Source organism: Saccharopolyspora sp. NFXS83, assembly GCF_026241095.1.
GTDB lineage: Bacteria > Actinomycetota > Actinomycetes > Mycobacteriales > Pseudonocardiaceae > Saccharopolyspora_C.
In genome coordinates this window covers 66556-88848 of the sequence record NZ_JAPFGB010000013.1, presented here as the reverse complement: position 1 = coordinate 88848, position 22293 = coordinate 66556, and the positions used below count along the sequence as shown (strand labels likewise).

2 protein-coding genes are annotated in these 22293 nt (G+C 69.8%); both read right to left on the bottom strand.

All coding sequences use genetic code 11. The features are described 5' to 3' along the window. Nucleotides 1–11: 11 nt before the first annotated feature. Nucleotides 12–1292: a YrhB domain-containing protein gene (locus OOZ19_RS16075; protein WP_266090917.1), complete on the bottom strand. Its 1281-nt coding sequence runs from the start codon at nt 1290–1292 to the stop codon at nt 12–14. A gap of 217 nt (nt 1293–1509) precedes the next feature. Next, complete coding sequence (locus tag OOZ19_RS16070; RefSeq protein WP_266090916.1) at nt 1510–22137, bottom strand: DnaJ domain-containing protein; 20628 nt, start codon at nt 22135–22137, stop codon at nt 1510–1512. Nucleotides 22138–22293: the final 156 nt, after the last annotated feature.

Sequence of the window (22293 nt, the reverse complement as noted above, 5' to 3'; positions counted from 1 at the left end):
GTTCGCACCCGCTACTCGAAGCGCACGACGTGCAGTCCCAGCGGCTCTTGGTCGAAGGCGGGGAAACCCTGCTCGGCCAACGAATCGACCACGCGCACCCCGCCGTCCCGCTGCGTCGCCACCAGCAGGTTGCCCACCGTTTCGCGCTCGCGGGCGTCCTGGCGGCGAACCCACACCAGCGCCCTGGCGCCCTCCGGCGCCTCCGACAGCTCCGACAGGACGTCGCCCCAGTGCTGGTGCACGGAGGTGCTCAGCGGTTCACCGAGCTCGCGGACCGTGGGCTCGTACCACGCCGCGTTGGCGGGCAGCGGCGGTTCGGGCAGGTCATCGGCACCGCCGTCCCACGTCGACAGGTAGGCCCACGGGTCGTCGTTGGGCAGTCCGAACGGGGCCTCGCCGCTCTCCTTCGGCACCACCAGCGCGGCGTCGAGCATCTGGTCCCGCCAGTCACCCGACTCCAGGAACCGGGGCGTGGTGCAGGCGAACAGCCAGCCCCGCTCCATCTCGTCCGCGGCGTCCGGTTCGACGAGCACCGCGTCGCCGAGGTAGGTGTGGGCCAGCCAGCTCTCCGCCTTGCCGATCGCGGACTCCAGGTCCTCCGCGGCGCCTTCCCACGGCGCTACGGGGATCTCGACCGCCCCGGGCAGCGGACGGTGGAAGCGGGCCACTTCGATCTGCGCGACCTCGTCGTCGTTCAGGCTGGCCAGCGTTCCCTGCTGCCCGTCGAGGACGATGACCTGGTCCTCGTCGTGGAACGCGTACAGCAGGTGCCCGGTGATCTCGACCCCGCCGAGCTGCCTGCGCAGCCACATCACGCCCCGGGTGCCCGGTCCGCCCTCCACGATCATCGAGGTGGCGTCCTGCCAGGTCGAGCAGGTGCTCAGCTCGGCGTCCGGGAAGTGCTTGGCCAGCATCCGGCCCCACCAGCCCGGCGCCTCGTCCATCGGCTCCCACGGCAGCGCCGAAGCCGGGCGGTGGTCCACCGCCGCGTCGGTCGCGATCAGGCAGCCCCGCGCGTTGCTGCGCCAGCGCCACGACCCGGCGCCGGCGTCGGCGACGTTGATGTCCTCGTTCAGCGGTTCCGCGTTGGCCACGGGGAACGGGTCTCGACCGTCCTTGGGTACGGCGATCGTGGCTGCCAGCAGCGGTTCGGAGGAACCGGTCGCGTAGTCGCAGCCGAACAGCAGGTTGCGCTCGCCATCGACCAGCGGCTCGTCGCTGGTGAGGGTGACCAGCCCGCCGTAGGTGCGTTCCAGCCACTCGGCGCCGCGGCGGGCGGGATCGTCGCTCATCATCACCTCGGTCGTTCGTGGCAATCTTCGTTGCCCGGGAAGTCCTCGTCATCGTGGACGGCGAGGGCTCGACCCGTATCGGGTGACGCCGCCCGCAGCGGGGAACCCCCCACGGGCGGCCCGGACCCCGCCAGCCGTTGCCCTGGCTCGCCGTACGCGAGATCCGCCCGATCGGACACCGCGCCGGTGCCCGATCGGGCGGTCCCCACCGCCGGCCCTAGGAAGACTCGTAATCCGAATCGCTCGGTGCGTTCTTGACGTAGTCGACCATTCCCTCGGCATCGTGCCGTTTCAGGCGGAACAGCTCGACCAGGTCTTCGGACAGCTCGACCAGGTCTTCGGGAGTACATGGCTCGCCCAAGTAGGGTTGCGCGCGCACGTACTCCAACGCCGCATGGCGGAGAGTGTTATAGCCGAGGCCGAGTTGCATGACCACCTGGGCATACGAGAGACGACCGGGCCGGTCACTGCGGCTGGGCGCGATTCGTCTGATGACGGAAAGCACCTCCGCATGGCCCACTCGGTAGTGCCGGGCAACATCACGCGCGGAGTACCAGTCACCGTTCCGCAGCGATTCCCGCATGTGGTCGAACTTGATTTCGTCAATCGCGTCTACGGCCTCGTCAAAACTGAGCCGGAAAGCAGTTTTCATGTCAGATCTGGAGGGGCATCGCATGCCATGATCCAGCGTCTCCCGCACGTGGTTTCGCGCGGCGGCGCGCCGGGCCCGCAGCTCCCGCTCCTCGTCCATTCCGAACACCGTGGCCAAGCTCGCCTGCCCCCATGGATTGGCCACCGCGGCATCAGCCACAAACTCCTGCGCCGCGGCATCGATTTGCTCGATCGCCCAGGACCGTCCCCTGTCGTACTTCTCGGCCAGCGCCACGTCGCTGATCGGCAGCTTGAAGTCCGCCGCCTCGCGGACGTCGAGCCGGGCGAGCGCATCGCGATGCCGGTCCAGCGCCTCCTCGCTGAGGCCGTAACGCTGGGCGAACGCCGCGACGTTGTGGGACTGACCTGCGGCGTGCGCATCGTCGAACACGGCAGCGGCGATGGCTCGCTCCGCCACATCGCGGCCGATACCGCGCCTCCGCGCGAGCGCCTCGACGGTGCGCGCAGGCCCGCCGTTGCGCACCACCGCGCGGGCATCATCGCGCGCGGCATGCAAGATCCGGTCCGCACCCCAGCGGACGACCATGTGGTAGCGCTTGGCGAGTTCCTCCGCGGTGTACGGCTCCACGCCGGGCCGGGGAAGCAGGTCAGCCTCCGCCGCGAGATTGATCCGTTCCAGCGTGCTGTTTCTCGGCATCTTCTTAATATGCGTGATGCGACCCAGCGCGAAGGCGGTAAACCTGGGCTTATTGTGCGTAGCGAGATCGCCACCGCGCGGACCGTAGACGGCGATATCCTCCATCCGCTCGTGGAGCCATTCCACCGGCCTGCCGGTGAGCTCCTGCAGGCGGTTGAAGGTATTTTCTTGTCCCAAATTGGTGTTCAGCAAACGCAAGCCCGTGAGCGCGGTCGCCGTCTTCACCAGGTGTTCGGCCTCCGCCTCGTCGATCGCGTACAGCTCGGCCAGGGCCGCAGCCGAATGCCCCAATTGGGCATCCTCCAATATAGCGATACCGATCCAGAACAGTCCGCCTTCCCGGCTATGACCGAGGGATTCGGTCAACCTGTCGAGCTTGCGGTCAGAAGGATGCAGAGATTTCACCCACCGCTTCCATCCATCGGCGTCGAGGGAGCCGAAATTGCGCACCATGCGGTCGCTCGCCACGCGAACGTCGGCAAGAGGATCCGGGTCGAGATGGTGCTCGACCGCCGCGACGCTGATGCCGTACCGCTCGGCCAAGGCGGCGGTGTCGAACCCAAAATCGCGGGCGTCGGCACGGATCGCGGCACCGATGCGGTAGAAACCCCACCTGGAATCCTTGCCGAACCTCTCGCCCAGTTCGTCAGCCGAGTAGGGCACGTGCTCTTGCGCCGCCGCGCGGGCGAGGAGGCTCGCCGCCGACCTGATCTGCTCCGCAGCGTGATCCACGCTGATCTTCAGGCGACTCGCGAAACTTCTCGCGGTGATTCCGCCCACGCGGGATTCGCTGCCGGAGTCGTCATCGGATTCGCTATCGGAGTCGTCATCGGACTCGACGACGAAGTCATCGGTATCGCGCTCGCGCTCGTAATCCATGATGCCGCCGGACTGAAAGGCGTTAACGAGCCGCCTGCGGTGCAGTTCGTCGAACGGAGTGCGCAGTGCCAAGGCCCTTGCCGCCGCCAGCGCCGCGCTCATCTCGTCCGCGCGGATAAAACCGGAAGCGTCTCGCACGCGGCGGGCGGCGGACTTCTCCATCGCGTCCCGGGCCAAGGCGGCGCGGATCTGCTCGTTGGCCCAGTCCGTGGACCTGGCGTAACGCTCGGCCAGCCCTTCGGGATCGGCCATGTTTCGGGGCTCGCCCGGGAAGCTCTGATTGAGGTCGATCACGTCCTGCCGCGCGGCCTCATCGATCAAGTCCGTCACCGTCTCCGGACGCAGGTCGAACTTGGCGGCCACTTGTCGTTGCGTCTCTTCCCCGAACGAGCGACCGGTGCCGACGAACCGCCGAACCAGCGCCACGGCGGCGGCCAATTGACTTCGCGTCTCTTCCCCGAACAGTTGACCGGTGTCGGCGTACCGCCGAATCTGCGCGACGGCGGCGTCCTTCTTGTCCTGCTCGAGCGCGAACGCGTCGCTGATCCGGCGATGAGCCCACCGGATGTCCAGGCCGTAATTGGCGGCCAGTGCTTCGGGGCGGTACCGCTCGCCACGCCCTGCCGCTTCGATCACGTCGACGTGAGCGACGTGATCGATCTGGTCGAAGGCCCACGCTAGTGGTTGGCCGAAGCTCTCGGCCAACTCCTCCGCGGTGAGCGGTCGCTTGTCAGCGGCTGCTGCGCGCACCTCCGCACGTGCCTGCCGGGCCGCCGCCGATACGGTGCCGAGGCCGTCCGCCAACGGCCGGGAAACCCGCCGGAACGGCCACGGCTGCACGAGTCCCGAGGTGTCGCGAGCGTCCTCGATCCGCTCGAACGCCCAACGACGGCTCATGCCGTATCGAGTGGCCAGGTCGGCAACCGTGATGGAACCGCCGCCATCGATGGCCTCCCGCGCGTCCGCAAGCGCGGCGAAACCGATCAACTCCGTCGCACGGGTCAAGGACAAGCCGTACTTCCGAGCGAGTGCGGCCGGGGTGTACGGCCGACCGTCGCGGGCGGCCTCGCGCGCATCGAACGCCCCCGCGATGGCGATGAGCGTAGCCGCCGGAAGCTGGTAACCAACGAGCCTCCTGTTGAGTTCGTGGGGATCGTAGGGGCGGCCGAGATCAGCGGCTGCCCGCACCTCGGCCACCACAGCGGCTTCGAGGAATTTCGTTCCTTGCTCCTCCTCGGCTCCGAACCGCTCGTACAGCGAGCGGGCGCCGGACACGTGACCTTCCCCTGCCGCCCGCAGCTCGGCTCCGAACACATCGACGGCGACGCGGAACACCACGTCCTGCGCCCACTCGGCGTTCCTGCCGTACTTCTCCGCCAGGTCGTCCGGGCTCAGCGGCCGATGCCTTCCCACGGCGGCCAGCACGTCGGCGCGCGCGACGGCGTCGATCTGCTCGAACGCCCACTGTCGGTTCTTCCCGAAGCGCGCGGCCAGGTGCCCGGCGCTGACCGGAACACCTTTTTCCGCGGCTGCGCGAATCTCGTGCTGCGCGCGGGCCGCGGCATCGTCGAGGCCGACGGCATCCACCGACATCACCGCTCGCCCGGCGGGGGCTCCGACCAGCAGCTTCGGATCCAGCTTCGAGCCGGTGAACTCACCTTCCATCGGCTCGACCATCGGCAGCATTCCCACTACCGTGTGCGGGCTCGCGTCAGGCACTGTCGCGCGGTCGCCGTCCAAGAACATGAGCACACCGTCCGGCGAGGTCGCCCCGACAACGCCGTGCAGCATGCCCTCTGAACCGCGCAAGAACACCGGTGCCTTCTGGTTCGGCAACCTGCGCAGGTGCGCGACCACCTCGTCGAACGAGGCCTCAACCCCCTCTGGCGGGTGCTCATGCAACCGCTGCAAGTCGTCGATGTTGGCCCGCACGCCATTCCACTCCCGGTACAGCGCATTGACCTCTCGCTGCCACTGGCGCTCAGGCAATTCCTCCATTCGCTGCGCCTGCTCATCCGACAAGCCGTAGCCCTCTTCGCCGAATTGCTCGTGGCGCGCCCGCAAGGCGTCGATGCGCTCCGCGATGGAGAGGTTGCGGGCACTCCGCTGCCGTTGGGGGTCCGCCGCGTAGAACACCGCCTCCAACTCAGCGAGAGACCGCTGCATGAGCGGCTCCACAACCCGCTGCTGCAGGTGTCCGACGGTCATCGGGCCGTCCGCGTCCATGGCCACCGTCACACCATCGGCCAGCGTCAGCATCGTCGCGATCAGCGACGGGCCGCAACTGTTCACACGCCGGCCTCCCGGGTTGATCCCGAGCAGCGTCGGGAACGTCGCCCTGATGAAGGCATCAGCATCCGCCGGGCTGGCGAAGCTCGCCCTCGTGAGCGCGCCGTTCAGCAGCCTCGGACGCCCGAATTCCGTACCACCTTCCGGACGAACCGGCTCGCCGTCGTCCGGCAGCTCGGAATAGTGCGGAGGCAGCCCCAACTCCGCGTGACTCGGCGAGATCCTGGTGTACGGCGGGGGCACGCCCTGAGCCGGGTTCGCGCCTCCGGACACGCCCGGAACGGAACTCTCCAGCAACCGGCCGAACGGCCCCCGCGACCCCGGCGCACCGGCGGACGTCGGTCCGCTCCGCTCCGGCCGCCGCAGCACTTGAAGGAATCGCTCGCGACGGCTCGACGACGAGCCGCCCTCACCAGCGCGCGCACCGCTGGCGTCAGGCCGCAGCGTCCCGACCACCAGGTCCTGGGGCAGCGGCACGCCCGCCAACGGAGTCGCACCCGAGCCCAAGTTCGGCAGATACCCGACCACCTCGTCCGGCTTCGGCTCGACCTCCACCCCGCGCTGCGGATCCGGCCACCTCACCCGGCCATCAGCGCCACGCTCGATCAGAGCGGCGTGCAGCATCCCCCGCACCTCAGTGCGCAGCAGCACCATGCCCGACGCCCCCTCGGGCTGCCGTTCGACATGCGCGACCAACCGGTCGTAGGACGCCGCCACAGGCCACGCATTGAAAAGATCGCGAATTTCCCGCACCGTCCAGGCGCCGCTCGGACCCGCGGCCACCGTGATCCCGGCGCCCTCCGACTCCCACGCCGCCTGCACCGACGGCACGCAGTTCTCCGTGTACCCCGTCTCACCACTCCGGTACTTCTCCCCGTTCACCCCCGCCAAGAGCGGGAAGTCCCGCGCGAAGGCCGCGAAATCCTCCGCCTCCACCGCATCGAAGCTCGGCGGCTCCCCGGTCGGCGGGCTGTACGCGGGCGGCTCGACCCGCGCCGACGCCGAAGAAACCCTCGGCCCCCGCAACCGCGCGAGCAGTTCCCGGCTCAGAGATCGCAAGCCGCGCCCCTCCAGCACATCGACCAGCGCGCGCCTACCCGACCCGGACGGAACCCCCACCGGGCCGGAAAACTGCAGCTTGTTCTCCGACATCAGATCTAACCCCAAGTCCATACCGGGATGCTCCCGGAGCAGCCCGAGGTCACCGACGACGTTGTCCGGGCGCGCCGGAGCCATCAACCCGGTGTGCGGGTCGAAGAAGTAGAAGGCTTTCCCGCCGTCCTCACTCGGTTTCCTCAGCAGCAGCACGATGTGCAGGTCTTCGTCGCGGTTCTGGATGTACACCGCTCGCGTCACCGAATTCGGGTCATCGCGCATGCTGTCGAGAACCTGGTCGTACGTTGCGCACAACACCCTCGGCGGCCAGCCATTAATGATGCTCCGCGCCATATCGATCTTTAGCCGCGCCGAGGCAAACCGATCCCTGACCGCGTCGCACGCGTCGCGCACCTCTGAGTTGGTTGCATTCGTCCACGTGTAAGTATGCAGGATCGATTCGTCCTCAGCCTCGCGGGCCTGTTCCAACGCGTCGTCACAACGACGATTGGAGAACGGGGCATCCCGCAACGCCGCGCGATGGTCGGGGTCACCCTCGAAGATGACGGCTTCCGCTTCCTGCATGAGATTCGGGAGCAGCAGCTGACCGTGCAGGAGCTCGAACTCCTCTATCAGCATCGCCTCCCCCGACGGCGCCGCCACGGTCGTCCCGCGCTCCGCCGTCAACGCGCCGGCCAGCACGGACCACCCGCCGTTGCGCGTGTGCCCCGGCACCCTCCGGGCATACGGCAACGCGTTGACTCCCAAGAATTCCGCGAAGTGCTTCACCACGAACGCGGCATTCGCGGCATCGCTGTCGAAGTAATCCGCCCCCACCACAGAATCCGCCGCTACCGGCCGCCACGAAGCATCGGTGCCCGGAACACTGATCGACGCCCCGTACTCCGGAGACGCCTCAGCATAATCCGGCAGCCTGCCACGAGAAGTAGTTCTCGGCACGTCGAAAAGACCCCTATCGGCGCCCGCCGCTTCCAGAAATTGGGTGAGCCGAATGTGACCATAAGGAAACTCGCCCAGCCCCCGATCCATCATTTCCTGGGAGGTGAGCCAGCCCGGATTAAATTGCGAGCCCGGCCGCAACCGGGCATACGCAGCCCGGATGCGACTCGCCCGCGGTCGGCCGGGGCCGCCCTCGCGTGAACCGCTGCTCTCACCGCGTGAACCGCTGCTCTCGCCCTCGCGTGAACCGCTGCTCTCGCCCACGGGGTACTTCTGCATCCCGATCAGCAGGTTCCGGTCCAGCGGCGCACCCTCCAGCGGAGTCGCACCCGAAACCCGGAGCGGTACATACCCCACCACGTCCTCCGGATTCGGCTCGTAATCCATCCCGCTCTGCGGATCCGACCACTCCACCCGGCCATCAGCGTCTAGCCCGATCATCATGCCGTGCAACATCCCCGGCACCGGACCGTTCACCAGCGGCATACCAACCGCGCCCTCGGGCTGCAGTTTGGCATGCGCGACCACCGCTTTGTAGGACACCTCCACAGCCTCCGCGCGGAAAAGCTTGTTCACGGCCCCCACCGTCCAGGCGCCGCTCGGATCCGCTGCCACCGTGACACCCGTGGCACGCGACTTCCACGCCGCCAAAACCGACGGGACGCAGTTCTCCGTGTACCCCGTCTCACCGCGCGCGTACCGCGCCGCGTTCACGCCCGCGAGCTCCGGATAGCGCGACCGGAACTCCGGGCTGCCCGCCCACGGTCCCCGGCCATGCCCACCGGAATCGACATCGTCCGAATCGGAACTGCCGGAGTACTCCGAATCGGAGCTGTCGTCCCGCAGCAAGGGCCGCTGGCGACGCGAGCTCACCGGCTCCGGCCCGGATTCAGGTGCGGAGGTCTGATTCGGCACCCGAGGGCTCCGGGAGTCCTCGGTCGTGTTCCGCGTCTCGGCGGGGAAGAGCTTTGCGTAGGCACCGCGCACGGCCTTCGGCGTGGCGAACAGCGCCTCCAGATCGGCGTGGTCGCGTCGGATGCGCGACGAGTACGCGAAGAGTCGGCCGTCGGACATGGTGACGAGATCGTCGTTCTCGTCGGTCTCGAAGTCCGCTACGTCGCGCTCCGCCTGGTGCAGCTGGTGCAGCTCCACGAACGTCCGTTGCACATCCCGCACCGCGTCGTCGGAGAGCCGGGCGGGCAGGCCCCGGCCCGGTAGGTCCCGGCCGGTTAGTCGCAGCGCTGTGCGCGCGACGAACTCGAACACCGAATCCGCACCGGCGAACCCGTCGTGGAAGCGCCCGATCGGATCCGACGCCACCAGCACCCGAGCCGCGTCCAGGTCGTCTCCGTCGAACAGGCCGCGGTAGCGCCCAGCGAGTTCGGACGCCACCGCGTGGTGCGGCACCACGTCGAGCCGCCGTTGGTGCGCCGCGGATTCGTTCGCGATGAGCTCCCACTCCTCGCTACCCGGCGCTACGCCGTCGACGAAGAACTGCTCGGGCGGGAACTGGTCCTTGTACTGCTCGTACCGACCGGCCAGCTGCCGCCGCCCGCTCTCGGATCCGATGCCGCGGAACAGGATCGCCTTGACCACCGCGTCCACCGGGATCACCCGGCCGGAATCCGATTCCTCCCGCGCCAGCTCCAGGTACCGCCCCAGCGAACGCCGCACCCGCTGCCGGTGGACGCTGGACCGCTCGCCGCCGAAGTGCGGCCCGTCCCGGTGCAGGAGCTCCGGCACGTGCTCACCGACGGCCGCGACGATCCGCTTCGGGTCCGCCTGGCCTTGCCACCGCGCGGTGATCGCCGCACCCGCCGACCGCTGCCGGGCCCGCTGTTCCGGCAGTTCCGCCAGCAAGGCGGCGAATTCGTTCTCCGCGCCCTTGGCCGTGATGCCGAGATCGCCCAGCATCCGGCCGTGATCCTCGGCCAAGGCCACGACGATGGCCGCCTGGTCGGCCCAGGGGCGCACCGTGCGCTCCATGAAGTCGTCCAGCTCGCACGGACGCGCCGGCGTGCTTCCGTGGTGATCGGCACAGGAATCCAGCCGGTCGCCGAGATCGTGGTCGTCGAGGAAGTCCCGCAGCTCCTCGGTCCGCTCGTCGATCGGCACGACCGGATCACCCTCGCGCAGTTCGACCGCCGCGTCCCGCCGCGACGGGGACACCAGCTCCAGCCAGGTCGAGTAGTGCTGCCGCAGCCCTCGTGCGATCCGGCGGGATTGCCAGGTGGAACCGGTCTCCAGCTCTTCCAGCGACGGCCAGGCCCGCCAGTTAGGTGCGAGCTCGCGGTCGGTGCGCGGCACGCCCAACCGGTCCCGCAGACCGTCCACGTGCTCGACCGCACCCGCCCAGTCCCCGCGCAACAGCCCGTCCCGGCCGGTGCCCGAGGTGTAGGTGACCATCGAACCCGGCACGAGCTCGCGCGCGAGGCCGGGCAGTGCTTCCTGCGGGACGGTGAACAGGTTCGGCCCCGCCTTGGGCCACACGTTCACGGTCCGTCCGTCGTGCTGGTGCGGGAACTGCTCCCGCGCCGCCGCATCGGTGCTCAACTTCCGCACCACGTCCAACGGCGCCAGGTACGACCGGATCACCGGCGGATTCACCGACCGCCACGGCAGCACCTCACCCAGCACGTCCTCAGCCGCCGACAACAACTGCACCGCCGAGAGCGGACGTCCCGCGATCACCGACAACGGACGCCCGACCTGCGAGGTCAGCACGGTGATCTTCCCGGTCACCGGATCCTGCTGCACATCACCCACCGACGCCGCGGTCGGCTCGTTGCTCAGCACGTCGAGCTGCGGCAACTGCGCCGCCGACACCACGGTGTACAGCCGCACGTGCGGCTGCCCGCCGAAGGTCTCCACCTCGAACTCGCCACGATGCACCACCGGCGGAAGCGGCCGGTCACGTCCCGGCTCCGGATCCGCGAGCAGGCCGGGTCGGCTCGGACCGGGATAAGACACCCCGGCCACTCCCAACCCGGGTCCCGATACCTGTCCCCGCGGCACCACCGGAGCCACCGACGGCGACGGCTGCGCGGAAGCCGGGTGCGACCGGTAGGCCGGGTTCCGGACGTACTCGACCCGGCCGTCGTCGTACCGCAGCTCGACACCCCGGATGAACTCCGGCCGGACGCCGCCTGGGAAAACCACCTCCTGCTGCTTGGGCATGGCGTACCGGTTCAGCGACGTCACCAGGTCGATCCCGCCGGGAGCATCGATCTCGAACACCTGGATCCGGTCGCTCTCCCGGATCTCATCCTCGAAGTCGTAGCGGTGATCACCCCATTCGGCCGAGAATTCCTTTCTCCGGCTGACCGAGACGAAAGACGTTCGCTGGCCCAGCGTCGCCTGGTAATCGTCGAGCGAGGACGGCAGCACCGATTCTTCCCACGGGACGACGCCGAGCCGGAAGACCGCCTGGTAGGGCCGGTCGTCCTCCCGGTAGAGCAACTCGTCGTCCGTGCGCCACAGCATCCCGCCCGGACCGGCGGAAAGCTCGATCATCCGCAAACCGGACGGATCGACCGGGCGCACCGCCGCGTCGAGCGCGTTCGCCGGACGGATCGCCGAGACGCGGCGACCCGGCACATCGAACTCGGCCGCCGTGTCACTGAAGACCGAATCCTTCACCCTGATGTCGGACTTCTTCGCGAGGAACCTCTCCAGCGAGCTGGACACCTGCGCGAATTCGGATTCGTAGGAGTCCTCCAGGCTCTTCAGCCCGCTGTAGAGCTGAGCCAGCGACGCATACCGATCGGGGTCGATCGGCTGCCCGGAAATCGCCTCCGCCCGCCAGGCGTACAGCTCGGCGAACAGGCGCCGGAAACCGCGTTGGATGCGCAGGTGCGCTCCCCGGTGTTCGGTGCCGGCACCGATGTCGCCGAGCGTGTCCCCCATCTGGTCCAGCCACGACTTCGACCACGTCGCATGGTCCACCACGTCGTGGATCAGCCACTTCAGCCTTCTCGTCGTGGGCTGGTCGGGGTGATCCACCGCGGGGTTGATCTTCTCGACCACGCGGTGGCCGCGTCTCCCTAGTTCGAGTTCCCGCTTCAAGGTCTCGACGCGGTTCTCCAGCACGTAGGGCTGCCGGAGGGACCGCTCGGCGCCGTGCTCGGCGTTCCACTGCTTGAGCAGGTTCACGCCGCGGTCGAGGAGGTCACCCCATTCCCGCTCGCTCCCCCTGCGGTCCTGCCCGTCCGCACCGCGCCAGATGTGGGTGCTGTCCGGTTCGCGGACCGCGAGGTAGTCGTTGACCTCGGCGAGCATCCGCCGGAGCCGGCGCTCGTTGAACCGGGCGACGGGATCGTCGTCGTCCGAGCTCGGTTCGGGGGCGTGCTGGCCGGTGGGCTCGTGGTCAGGTCCCCGATAGGACGTCGGGGAAGCCAGCGCACCCGAGATCACCCGGCCGAGCTGGCTCAGGTGCCGCGACCGCACGTGCGGGGCCACCGTCAGGTCCCGCGCGTCGATCCCGCCCATCACGTTGGTTCCGGTGTTGTGCGCGTGCCGCATCACACCGCCCCACTCCGCCATGTGCCGGGCCACCAGTTGCTTGTGATTGCGGATGTGCTGGAGCAGACCGGCGGGCAGCCGCCGCTCGCCCGCGTTCTCATCGCGCAACCCGAACCGGTGCAGCACCTCGTGCGCGTAGATCAACGGCGACTTGCCCACCGGCAAGCGGTCGTCCTGCGCCCGCGCTCCCGGCGAGGTCACCGCCATCCGGCGATGCGCCGAATCACCTGCGGCGCGCTCGGCCCGCACCAGCAACCGCTCCCCGGCCAGCTCCGCGCCCTCCGGGAACAGCAATCCCTGGCTGTTGACCAGGTAGTTCACCCCGAACACCGTCGACCGCCACACACCGTCGACCTGCTCATCGGTGACACCCGCGGCCGGATCGAGATCGAGCCGCAGCGTGCCCTCCACGACCCGCTCGCCACCGACGTCGAAACGACGCACGTCGAAGTACGCGCGCGGCCCCTGCCCCACCGGGGAGAACGGCAGCCGGAGATCGGCGTCCACAGTGGCCACCGCCGCCTGCTCACGTGCCGCGTCGTACTCCGCGACGTCGAAGCCCGCGCTGCGCGCCGGGTGATCCTCCCGCAGCCGCGGGTCAGGGTGGATCGGCCAAGACCCCTCCACGGACGACGCGATCCCGGAAAGCCGCTCGGGACCGAGCACGTCCGCGCCGTCCTCGGCGGGAGGCGCACCGAGTCGCTGGAGAACACCGTCGAGCAGTTCGTCACCGGTGCTGTCCAGCGACCACTGGCCGTCCGACGCGGGCCCGTCGACGACGGTGAACCCGGCGTGCGCCGCGCCGCCCGCCCGGTCATCGCGCTGAACGTCCAAGACGAAACGCGCGCCGGCGAAGTCACCGGTCGGGAACTTCGTCCCCGCATCGTTGACGCGTCGCTCGGCCGCGTCCAGCAACGACCGGTGCAGCGCCGCCACCTGATCCGGGCGCACCCCCGCACCAGGACGCAAGCTCAGCCGCACCGTCGCGGCGAGGAACCGCTCCCCACCCGACGTGACACGACGCACCTCGAACGACGGGGCCAGCCCGTCGGCCGACACCACGTGCACCCGAGCCGACCGCCACTCCGGATCCTCCGGCGACACCCGCGCATCCTCGACCGCTCGATCCGCGGACGGGGACGACGGCTGCGCTGCCGCGTCCCGCGTGGAGCCTCGCGGCTCGTCGCCGGCCACCGGGTCGTCCTGGCCGTCTTCCTCGGCGCGATCGAGCGGCGCCGAGTCGGCGTCCGAATCCGACACGTCCGCACCGGGAGCGGAATCCGCGACATCACGCCGGACGGCGGTGTCGAAGTGCTCCGAGAGCAGCCGCGTCGCCGTCTCGTCGTCCAGGCCGGAGCCGTCGTCTCCGGTCAGCAACCGGATCAAGTCCTCGCGACCGGCGTGCCTGGCGAACGGGCCGCCACCCGCCGACCGGTCGAGCTCTCGCGCCACGGCCAGTTCGTGCTCGTCCAGGTTCCGGTCGGGCGCCAGGCCGTACAACCGCCGCACCCGGTCCTGCTCGGCCGCGTCGGCCTCGCCCGGCTCTCCGAGTTCCTTGCCCAACTCGACGGTCAGCTCCGGGCGCGCGGATCGCAGGTCCGCGGCCAGCTGTTCGGCCTCGGCACGAGTGAGGCTCGGCTGAGTGCCCTCATGGGCGCTGACGCGTCCCCAATTGATCACGACCTTCTCCGCGAAGGACAGGTCCAACGGGCCGTGGATCTGCGCTTCCAGGTAGTCGTGCGTGCTCGGCCCCGGGGCACCCGCCAGCTCGGGGTCGTAGCGGAAATCGGTGGCCTCGGCCACGAGGTGCCGGACCAACTGCTCGTCGCCGTAAGCGAGCAACGTGTACAGGTGCTCTTTGTCGGTGTACTTGACCGTGTTCGCGTTCGCGTCGTCGCTGAGCGCGAGACCGGTGTCTCCGGGCGTGAACGTGGTGCGAGCACGGACGTCGTCGTTCCAGTGCAGCACGACCGTGCCCCACTGGACGGCGGTGCCTTCGGTCCGGTTCGGCGGAATCACCGCGCCGTAGCGCGGCATCTCCGACGGATCCGCGGCCGTCGTGCCGTCGCCCTGCTGGAAAGCGGAGGAGTAGCCGAACCACCATTCCACGTTGGCGCGATGACTCGCGTCGGTGCCCTCCAGGACACCCCTCTCCCACCCGTTCTGGACCGGCTGCCCTTCGGCGAGCAACCGCATCAGCGGGGCGGGCCCACTGTTGCCGTCGGACGCGAGCGCGTGCGGGAACAAGTTCTGGGCGATGGGCCAGGACTTGAGCTTCTCGTGCGCGGCGGCGGCGATCTCGGCGCGTGCTTGCTCGCTGTCCGGGTAGGACGCGCCGAACCGCTGGTTGAGCCGGCGGATGCGGGTGATGGCCCTGCGGCGGTCGCGCTGGTGGAATTGCGCGCCGCGCAGCTCGGCGGCCATCAGGGCCCACGACTGCGCCGGGGTGAGCTGATCCCAGCCCTGCCGGTAGTTCGGCGATTCGGGGTCGCGCGCCTGCGCGAGCCGCACCACCTCCGCGCCGTCGGGCACCATCCAGCGGTTCTCGTTCTCCGGATCCTCGAGGTCGTCCAGGTCCCGGCTGCGCATGCCGAGCGGGAGCGTGCGCCCCTCATCGAAGCGGACCTCGATCTCGTGGTCCGAGGCCGGGTCGGCCTGAACCGCCGGCGGGGAGGCCGGATCCGCTTCGGAGTCCTCGCGGCCGAGCTCGCCTCGCGGCGAGGGCTCCTGCTGGTCCGAGGGTTGATCGAAGACCGGGTCCGAATCCTGTCGGCTACCCGGGCCCGACCAGATGGGGTGCTCGGCGGATTCGACGAGGAGCTCGTTCTCGTCCTGGTTCCCGGTTCCGGAAAGCTCATCCCGCTCCGAAACCTGCGCCCGGTCGTGCGCGTCGGAACCCGGAACCTCGAAGCCGAGGTCGATGAGCCCCTGCCGGTCGACCAGGAGCGGAATCGGGTGGTCCCTGCCGGTGCTGATCGGTTGGTTCCACGCCGACGGGTTGCCCTTGCCCCGGTAGCTCGGTTCGAGCCTCCACCGGGGAACCGCCGAGACCAGGTACATCGTCCGATGCTCGGTGTTCGCGGCCTTTATCTTCGCGGACAACGCCGTGGATTGCTTCCGCTTCCGCTCACCGCCGACGTTCTCGAAGTCAGCGGCCTGCTGGATGGGCCGGAAGTTCGAGTCGTGGATGTTCTGCTCGCGGAACTGGAGCGTGAAGGTGGTCCCCCAGTCGAGCCCTTGATCGGCAGCCCACTTCACGAGGCGTTCCTCGACCGCGCTCGGCTTCAGCGAACCGTCTATGACCTGGTGCAGCTTGCGTTGCGTCAACCCCGCCTTGAGCACCACCCGGGCGAGGGGCCCGCTGGTCAGCTCGGCCTGGTAACCCTGCTCGGACATGCTCGCGGACAGGTTGGTGCGCAGCTTGTCGACGTGCATCTCGGTCAGCAAGGAGTACGCGTCGCCGGGACGGAGCCGGGGACGGCCCTCCTGGTCGCCCCCGAGGACGAGGCCCTTCAACACCGCGCGCAGGTTCGGCGCCTCGAAGCGGCCGACGTGGACGGCGGCGTTCGCCGAGAATCCGAGCGGCACTCCCCGTTGCCGCTGGTCGTGCCGCAGCGAGAAGGACTGCTCCGCGAGCGGTTCCGGCGCGGGGGAATCGAGCGGGACGGTCTCCTCGACCGGCACCGTCGAGCGGATCGCGTCGGGCACGGTGAACCTGCCCGACCACGGCTCGCTCAGCACCGGGGAGTTCAGTCCGGAGAACCAGTCCGGCAGCAGCTTGCGGTACGCGCCCGGTGACGCGTACGGGTAGACGTCGATCTCGACGTCGAGGTCGTGGACGAACTGGTGGCTGGAGCCCCGCTGCTCGGCGAACGCACCGGTGGTGTGCTCGCGCACGTGCTCCGGCTGGCTCACCGTGTTGTAGGTGACCGCGCCGCCGGGAGCGAGCACAGCCGCCGGAGCCCCGTTCTTCGCCGGGTAGGCGATGACGGCGGCGGTGAGCGTGCCCAGGAAACCTCGCGTGTCGTACTCGCGCTTCTGGCGGGTGAGTTCGTGCCCGGCGGAGCGCTCCGGCGCGCCGGGGTCCGACCGCTGTTCGATCGTCTGGTGGTAGTGACCTCCGCCCAGGTTGCCGCGCACCACCACGAGCTGCTCGACCCGGCCGAAGGCCTGGTCGGTGACCACCAGCAGCGGCCACCCTCCGTTGATCATCTCCCGCAGCACCGGGTCGCCCTTCAGCGAACCGAGCACCGGCCACACCGAGTCCCGCATCATGCGGTCGTTGAGCGAGTCGAACAGGCGCTGAGCGGGCGGCGGGGTGACCGACGCGTCCGCCTGGCGCAGCGCCCGCAGCACGGCGGCCACCGACCCGAACGGCGTGGTCGTCGACCGCCCGGCGGCCCGCGACCAGCGGGCCAGCTCCCGGCTGATCCCGTCGGCCAGTTCACCGCCCGCCTTCAAGCGGTGCGCGGTGATGTCACCCCTGCCACGCCCGACGTCGTCCGGCGGCCGAACCGCGGGGGCCTCGCGCGGCGACTCGGCCCGAGGCCCGTGCTCGCTCGGCTCCGCTTCCCGATCCGATCCCGGATCGTCCGACCGCGGGTTCGCGACCTCGGCCTCCGCGAGCCCGGCGAACGGCAACGCGTCCGGCGACTCGGGCCGAAGCCCGTCCCGGTCCTGCTCCGCCGGAGCGCTCTCCGGCGTGGTCTCCGCCGGGTCGGAGGCTCCCCGAGCACGGCGGTACCGCTCGGCGTCCTCCGGCCGCAGCTTCGCGATGTCCGCCTCGGCGAGTTCCCCGACCTGATCGATCGCGCTGGCCGGGACCCACACCTGGGCGTAGCCGGGCTGCTGGAGCGACTTGGTCGCCCGCACCGGGGTGCCGTCGTGCAGCCTGCGGAGGGTGCTCTCCCAGCGGCGTCGCACCGAGGTCTGCGCCGTGTGCGCGCCGTCGTAGCGGATCAGGTATCCGCGTTCGTAGTGGCCGGCCTCGTCGGTGCTCTTGGCGATGCCGGTTTCCGCCTTGCCGGAACCTCGGGTGTAGGAGAGATCGGCACCCGCCGCCGCGCCCACGCTGAATTCCTTGTTCACCGGGAAGAACGCGAACAGCCCTGCCCGCAGTCGGCCCCTGAGCGACTTCTCCACGCTGACCGCGCGGGCGGTCTCCGAGGCGCTCTTGTCCGCGAACCAGTGGTGGTCGTCGACGCGGAGCGGGGTCGGGTTGCTCAGCCGCGTCCGCAGCGAGATGTCCCCGTGCAGTTCGCGGGTACCGGCGAGCCCGCCGTGGTTGTGGGTCTTGAGCTCACGGCGGTCGCCGAGCAGCACAGCCCCGCTGAAACCGGCCATCCGCTCTTCCGGCGAGCTGAAGACCTCCAGCCCGCCCAAACCGGCGTTGCGCTCGTTCAGCGCGTCCTCACCGGGCTCGTTCGACCGGCCCGCGTTGAGGCGCAGCCAATGCCGCCGGTGCTCGTCGAACCGCGCGGGGGTGCGCCCGATGAACGGCAGCTTCAGCCACTCCCGCCACCGGTGTGTCGGGATCCCGCCCAGCATGTCCGCCGTGGTCCGCCGCAACCCGGGCACCGGGGCCAGCGAATCCAGGTCGTAACCGGCGGGCAGGTCACCTTCGCGCCCGTGCTGCTCGGCCGCACCGTCCTGCCAGGTGTGCTCCGGTGCGTCGTCGCGGGGCGACTCGTCGAGCACGGTGCCGGGCGAGTCCGACACCTCCACGTCGACGGCGCCGGTGACGGTGGGCAGCGCCCTTCCGGGGTTCGACCAGGTGCCACCGAGGCGAGTGGTGAACTCGGCCGGGTACCCGTACCGCCGCACCCGGCCCTTGCCGGGGAACGACTGCTCATCAGCGACCTTGCGCGCGATGGTGTCCCCGGCGAGGTTGGTGTGTTCCAGGACCGCCCCGGGTAGGCCGGGCCAGAGGTTGTCGACGTAGCCCATTCCGGCGACCCCACCGGCACGTGTCCGGTCCTTGTCCTGCCCGGTGATGCGCTGGTGGGTGGAGACGAGGTTGCCGCCGATGGTCGTGCCGGGCTCCTCGACGGCGGGCTTCGCCCGATCGAGGTCCATGGTCCCGTGGAAGAACACGTCCGGCGCGGCGTCGTGCAACGCGCTCAGCGGGAACCTGACGCCCTCGCCACGGGCGATCTCCCTCGCGTGATCCTGGACGAAGCGCCGCATCCGCTGGGCGAGGCGCGGCAGCTCACGTGCGGCCACGTGTCCCTGGACGGCCAGTTCGGACAGCGCGGGGCCGACGAGCGCGTCGACGGTGGCCTTCGGCAGGCGGTGGACCGCGTCCACCCGGTCCGGGGCGTTGCGGGCCTGGTCGGCGTCGGTGTCCTGCTCGGGAGCGGTCGTCGGCGTGGTGGAAGCGCTGTTGGTCCACCCGTGCTGTTCGGCGTTGTGCGGCTTGAGCCGGCTGGTCACCGTCCCGGCGACCAGGGTCGGATCGCCCGACGAGCCACGGACCTTACGGGGCACGACGTCGACCACGAACTTCAGGTTCGCCAGGTGTTCGTCGAGCGGGCCCTCGTACTTCTCCGCGGTCTCGTGCTCGTGGCTCCCCACTGAGGCGCCGCTGTGCATCTTGGCCCGGATCTCCTCGCCGGTGGGGCCGAACAGCAGGCCGGTCACGCCGGTGACGTCCCCACCCGCGACTCCGCCGCCGCCGCCGTGCTTGAAGGTGATCCCTTCCCCGGACGAGATCTCGCCGCCGGTCACCTCCTTGCGCATGAGCATCGCCTCGGCCGTGGCTGCCCGCAGCGGCCGGACATCGGCGAGTCCGATGAGGACGTCGACCGGCTTGCGGACGTTCGCGAAGTCGAAGGCCTTGCGCAGCACCTGGCCGCTGAGCAGCGACTTGCCATCGTCGCCGAGTTCGGTCAGCACGGTCCGGAACTCGAGCTCCGCCGGGTCGTTCGGGCGGAAGTCGCCACCGAGCTTGTCGCGCACCGCCTGGTAGATGCCGCCGACGCCGGAGAAGCCGACGTGCTCGACCGCCTCCGGATTTCCCATCCGGGGACCGCCTTCGGGGTTCAGCTCCGCGCGCCGGGGCCACTTCAGCCGCAGGTCGACCAGCGCCTCGCCGGAGTACTTCCGGGTACGGCGTCCCGCCGAGGTCACCGAGATCCGGTAGCGGGCCTGGTGCGAGGCACCGGTGACGGGCAGGTCCGGTTCGATGATCTCGATCGACGTACCGCGCTTCGCGGCGGAGCCCATGCTGGACCCGCGCTGGTGGGCGGACCCGGCGAGCTTGCCCGACACCGCCACGAACGGCGTCGGCACCCGGACCGCCGCGGATTCGGTGCGCGCCTTGGCTCGGCTGCTGGAGACCTGGTGCAGCACCCGCTCCCGGCCGCCGGAGGTCCGCACGTCGCCCCAGCCCGGCAGCGGGCTTCCCGGCTCGGACAGTTCGGTCACGTCCAGCACGACGCGCGGGCCCCGGCCGAGCTTGTCCCCGAGGTCCACGATGTGCAGACCTTCGAGACCCGAACGGAAGTCGTCCTTCAGGTTCTGGTCCGAGAAGGCGATGTCGACCCGCTCGTCCAACTTGGTGTCGTCCGACTGCGGGTCGCGCACCAGGTCCTTGATCACCGATCGGAGCCGGGTGCCGTCGATCTCGCCGTCGACCTCGGGTCGTTCGAGCAGGGCCTGCTGGACCATCGAGCTCTGCGGAGCCGTGTCCTGCTCGGCGGGGTCCTGCTCGGCGGGGTCCTGCTCGGTGGTGTGGTCGGCGGGGTCCTCGGGGATCGTCTCCAGACCGCCCTGTCCCACGCCGCGCCCGGCGACGACGCGATCGCCACCTCCGCCCGGCCGCGTCGAGTCCGACTCCGCCAAGTCCTCCCGCGCCCGGGCCAGCACCTCCGAAGGAGACTCGGGCTCCGGTCCACCGGCCTGGTCAGCGGTCTCCGGCTCGGCGGACTCCGTCGCGAACGTCGTCAGCTCGTCCGCCTCGACCCCGTCCATGCCCAGCGGCGTCTCAGGCCGGTGACCTCCCTCGCCCTCCGGCTCGGCGGTCGACGACGGACCGCCACGCGGCGCGCGCAGCGGATCGAACTCCAACAGGGCGAACCGGGCCCGCTGCTCGTCCGTACCGCGGTGTTCGGTCGACGGTCGCGGCGGCAGTCCGTGCACCCAGTAATTGCGCTCGATCTGTCGCAGCTCGTACTCGTCGTACTGGGACTCCAACCACGGCTCGGACGGGGCCCGCATCGGGTTCCGGGCATCGGCCCGGGAAAAGCTGCGGAAGCCGCGGTTGTTCGAGACACCGACCACGAGGTGGTTCTCGTCGAAACTCAGGTGCAGTCCCAAGATGTCCCTGGGGAAAACCGCCGGGAACGGGAATCCGGCCGAACGCAGCTGTCTCATGAAGTAGAGCGCGTGCTGGTTCTGGGTCATCGCGCACGCCATCGCGAACAGCGAGCCCTGCCGGTTCAGCGAGTAGGCGTCCTGGAAGTACCGGGAGTGCTGGTGCACGATGGCCGCGCTCTGGCCGCCCGCGACGACCTCCATCGGCTGGTTCAGCGCCTTGCGGCGCAGGTACACCGCCCCGGGGGGAAGGCTGAAGTGCGCGCCGTCGGAGTCGGACCGGAGGTCGGTGACGATCGGGTACTGGTCACCCCAGAGCGGCTGCACGGTGCCGTGGGGCCGGTCCTGCCGCAGCGCGTCCGCCAGGTCCTCGACCGGGGTCGTCCGCACCACCCCGTCCATCAACGGCATGCCGACGCTGGTGTAGAAGTCCGCCAGCGGAGTCCGGACGAAGCTGACGCCGATCGGGACCCGGCCGCGCGGATCGAACCGGGCCTGGCTGAAGATCGGCCGCTGCTGCACGAGATTCGGGCGGAACCAGACTTCCTCCCAGTACGACATCCCGTCGGAGATGAACTCCGACTCACCCCGCACCAGACCGAGAGCCTCCGGTGAGACGCTCGGCCCCGCGCTCGGGCGCGTGTGCTCGCGTTCCCGCCGGGTGTCCTGCTCGAACCCGGTCTGCCGGCGGCGGGGACGCTCGTGCCGGGGCCGCGTCCCGGCATCAGGGGCGGTGCCCCGACGCTCGGGGGGCCGGCGTCCGGCTCGGTGGGAAGGCCCAGGACCGGCACCGTACTCCGCGTTGAATTGGGCCCGGATTTCATGCAGCTTGAGCATGTCGTCGTACCTCGCGCGCTGCTCCGGATCCGACAAGACCTCCCATGCCTTGTTGATCGCGACCGTGTTGGCCTCCGCCGCCTCCCTGTTGCCGGGGTTCTTGTCCGGGTGGTTCGCCAGCAGCAGCTTGCGCCACTTCTTCCTGATGTCGGCGATCTCCTCGTCGCGCTTGGCTCCCAGCACGGCGTAGTGGTCCGTGTTCGACGCCAGGTTGGGGTCCAGCTCCGGCTTCGGCTCGGACTTCTGCTCCGGCTTGGGTTCCGGCTTCGGCTCGGACTTCGGTTCAGGCTTCGGATCCGGCTTGGGCTTCGATTCCGGCTTCGGCTCGGACTTGGGCTGCGGCTTGGGCTCGGGCTGCGGTTGCGACTGGCGCTTGGCCTGCGGCTCCGGCTGGGGCGCAGGCTTCGGCTCCGGCTTGGACCGCGCGTCGGCCTTCGACCGATCCCCCGCGCTCCGCCCCGCGTGCTCCCTGTCGTACCGCGCCCGCTCCGCCGAGTCCGACAACACCCAGAACGCGTCCTTCGCCTCCTGGTAACGCCGCTGATCCTCCGCGGAGAGCCGCTCGTCCTGCGGATAACGCAGCTCGATAGCGCGCCACGCTTGGTCCAGCTCCCGCTGGGAAGCACCGACCTTTACGTTCAATGCGGCGTAGAGCTGATCAGACGGACGCTCCTGCCGCTGCGCCTCGGGCTTCGGCTGTTCCTTCGGCTGCGGCTTCGACTGCTCCGCCTTCGGCTTGGGCTGTTCCGCCTTCGGCTTGGGCTGCGGCTTGGGATCGGGCTTCCGCGCGGGCTCCGC

What these genes read in the sequence shown, in the direction of transcription:
- OOZ19_RS16075 (WP_266090917.1), bottom strand. Translation starts at nt 1,292, where the DNA reads ATGAGCGACGATCCCGCCCGCCGCGGCGCCGAGTGGCTGGAACGCACC.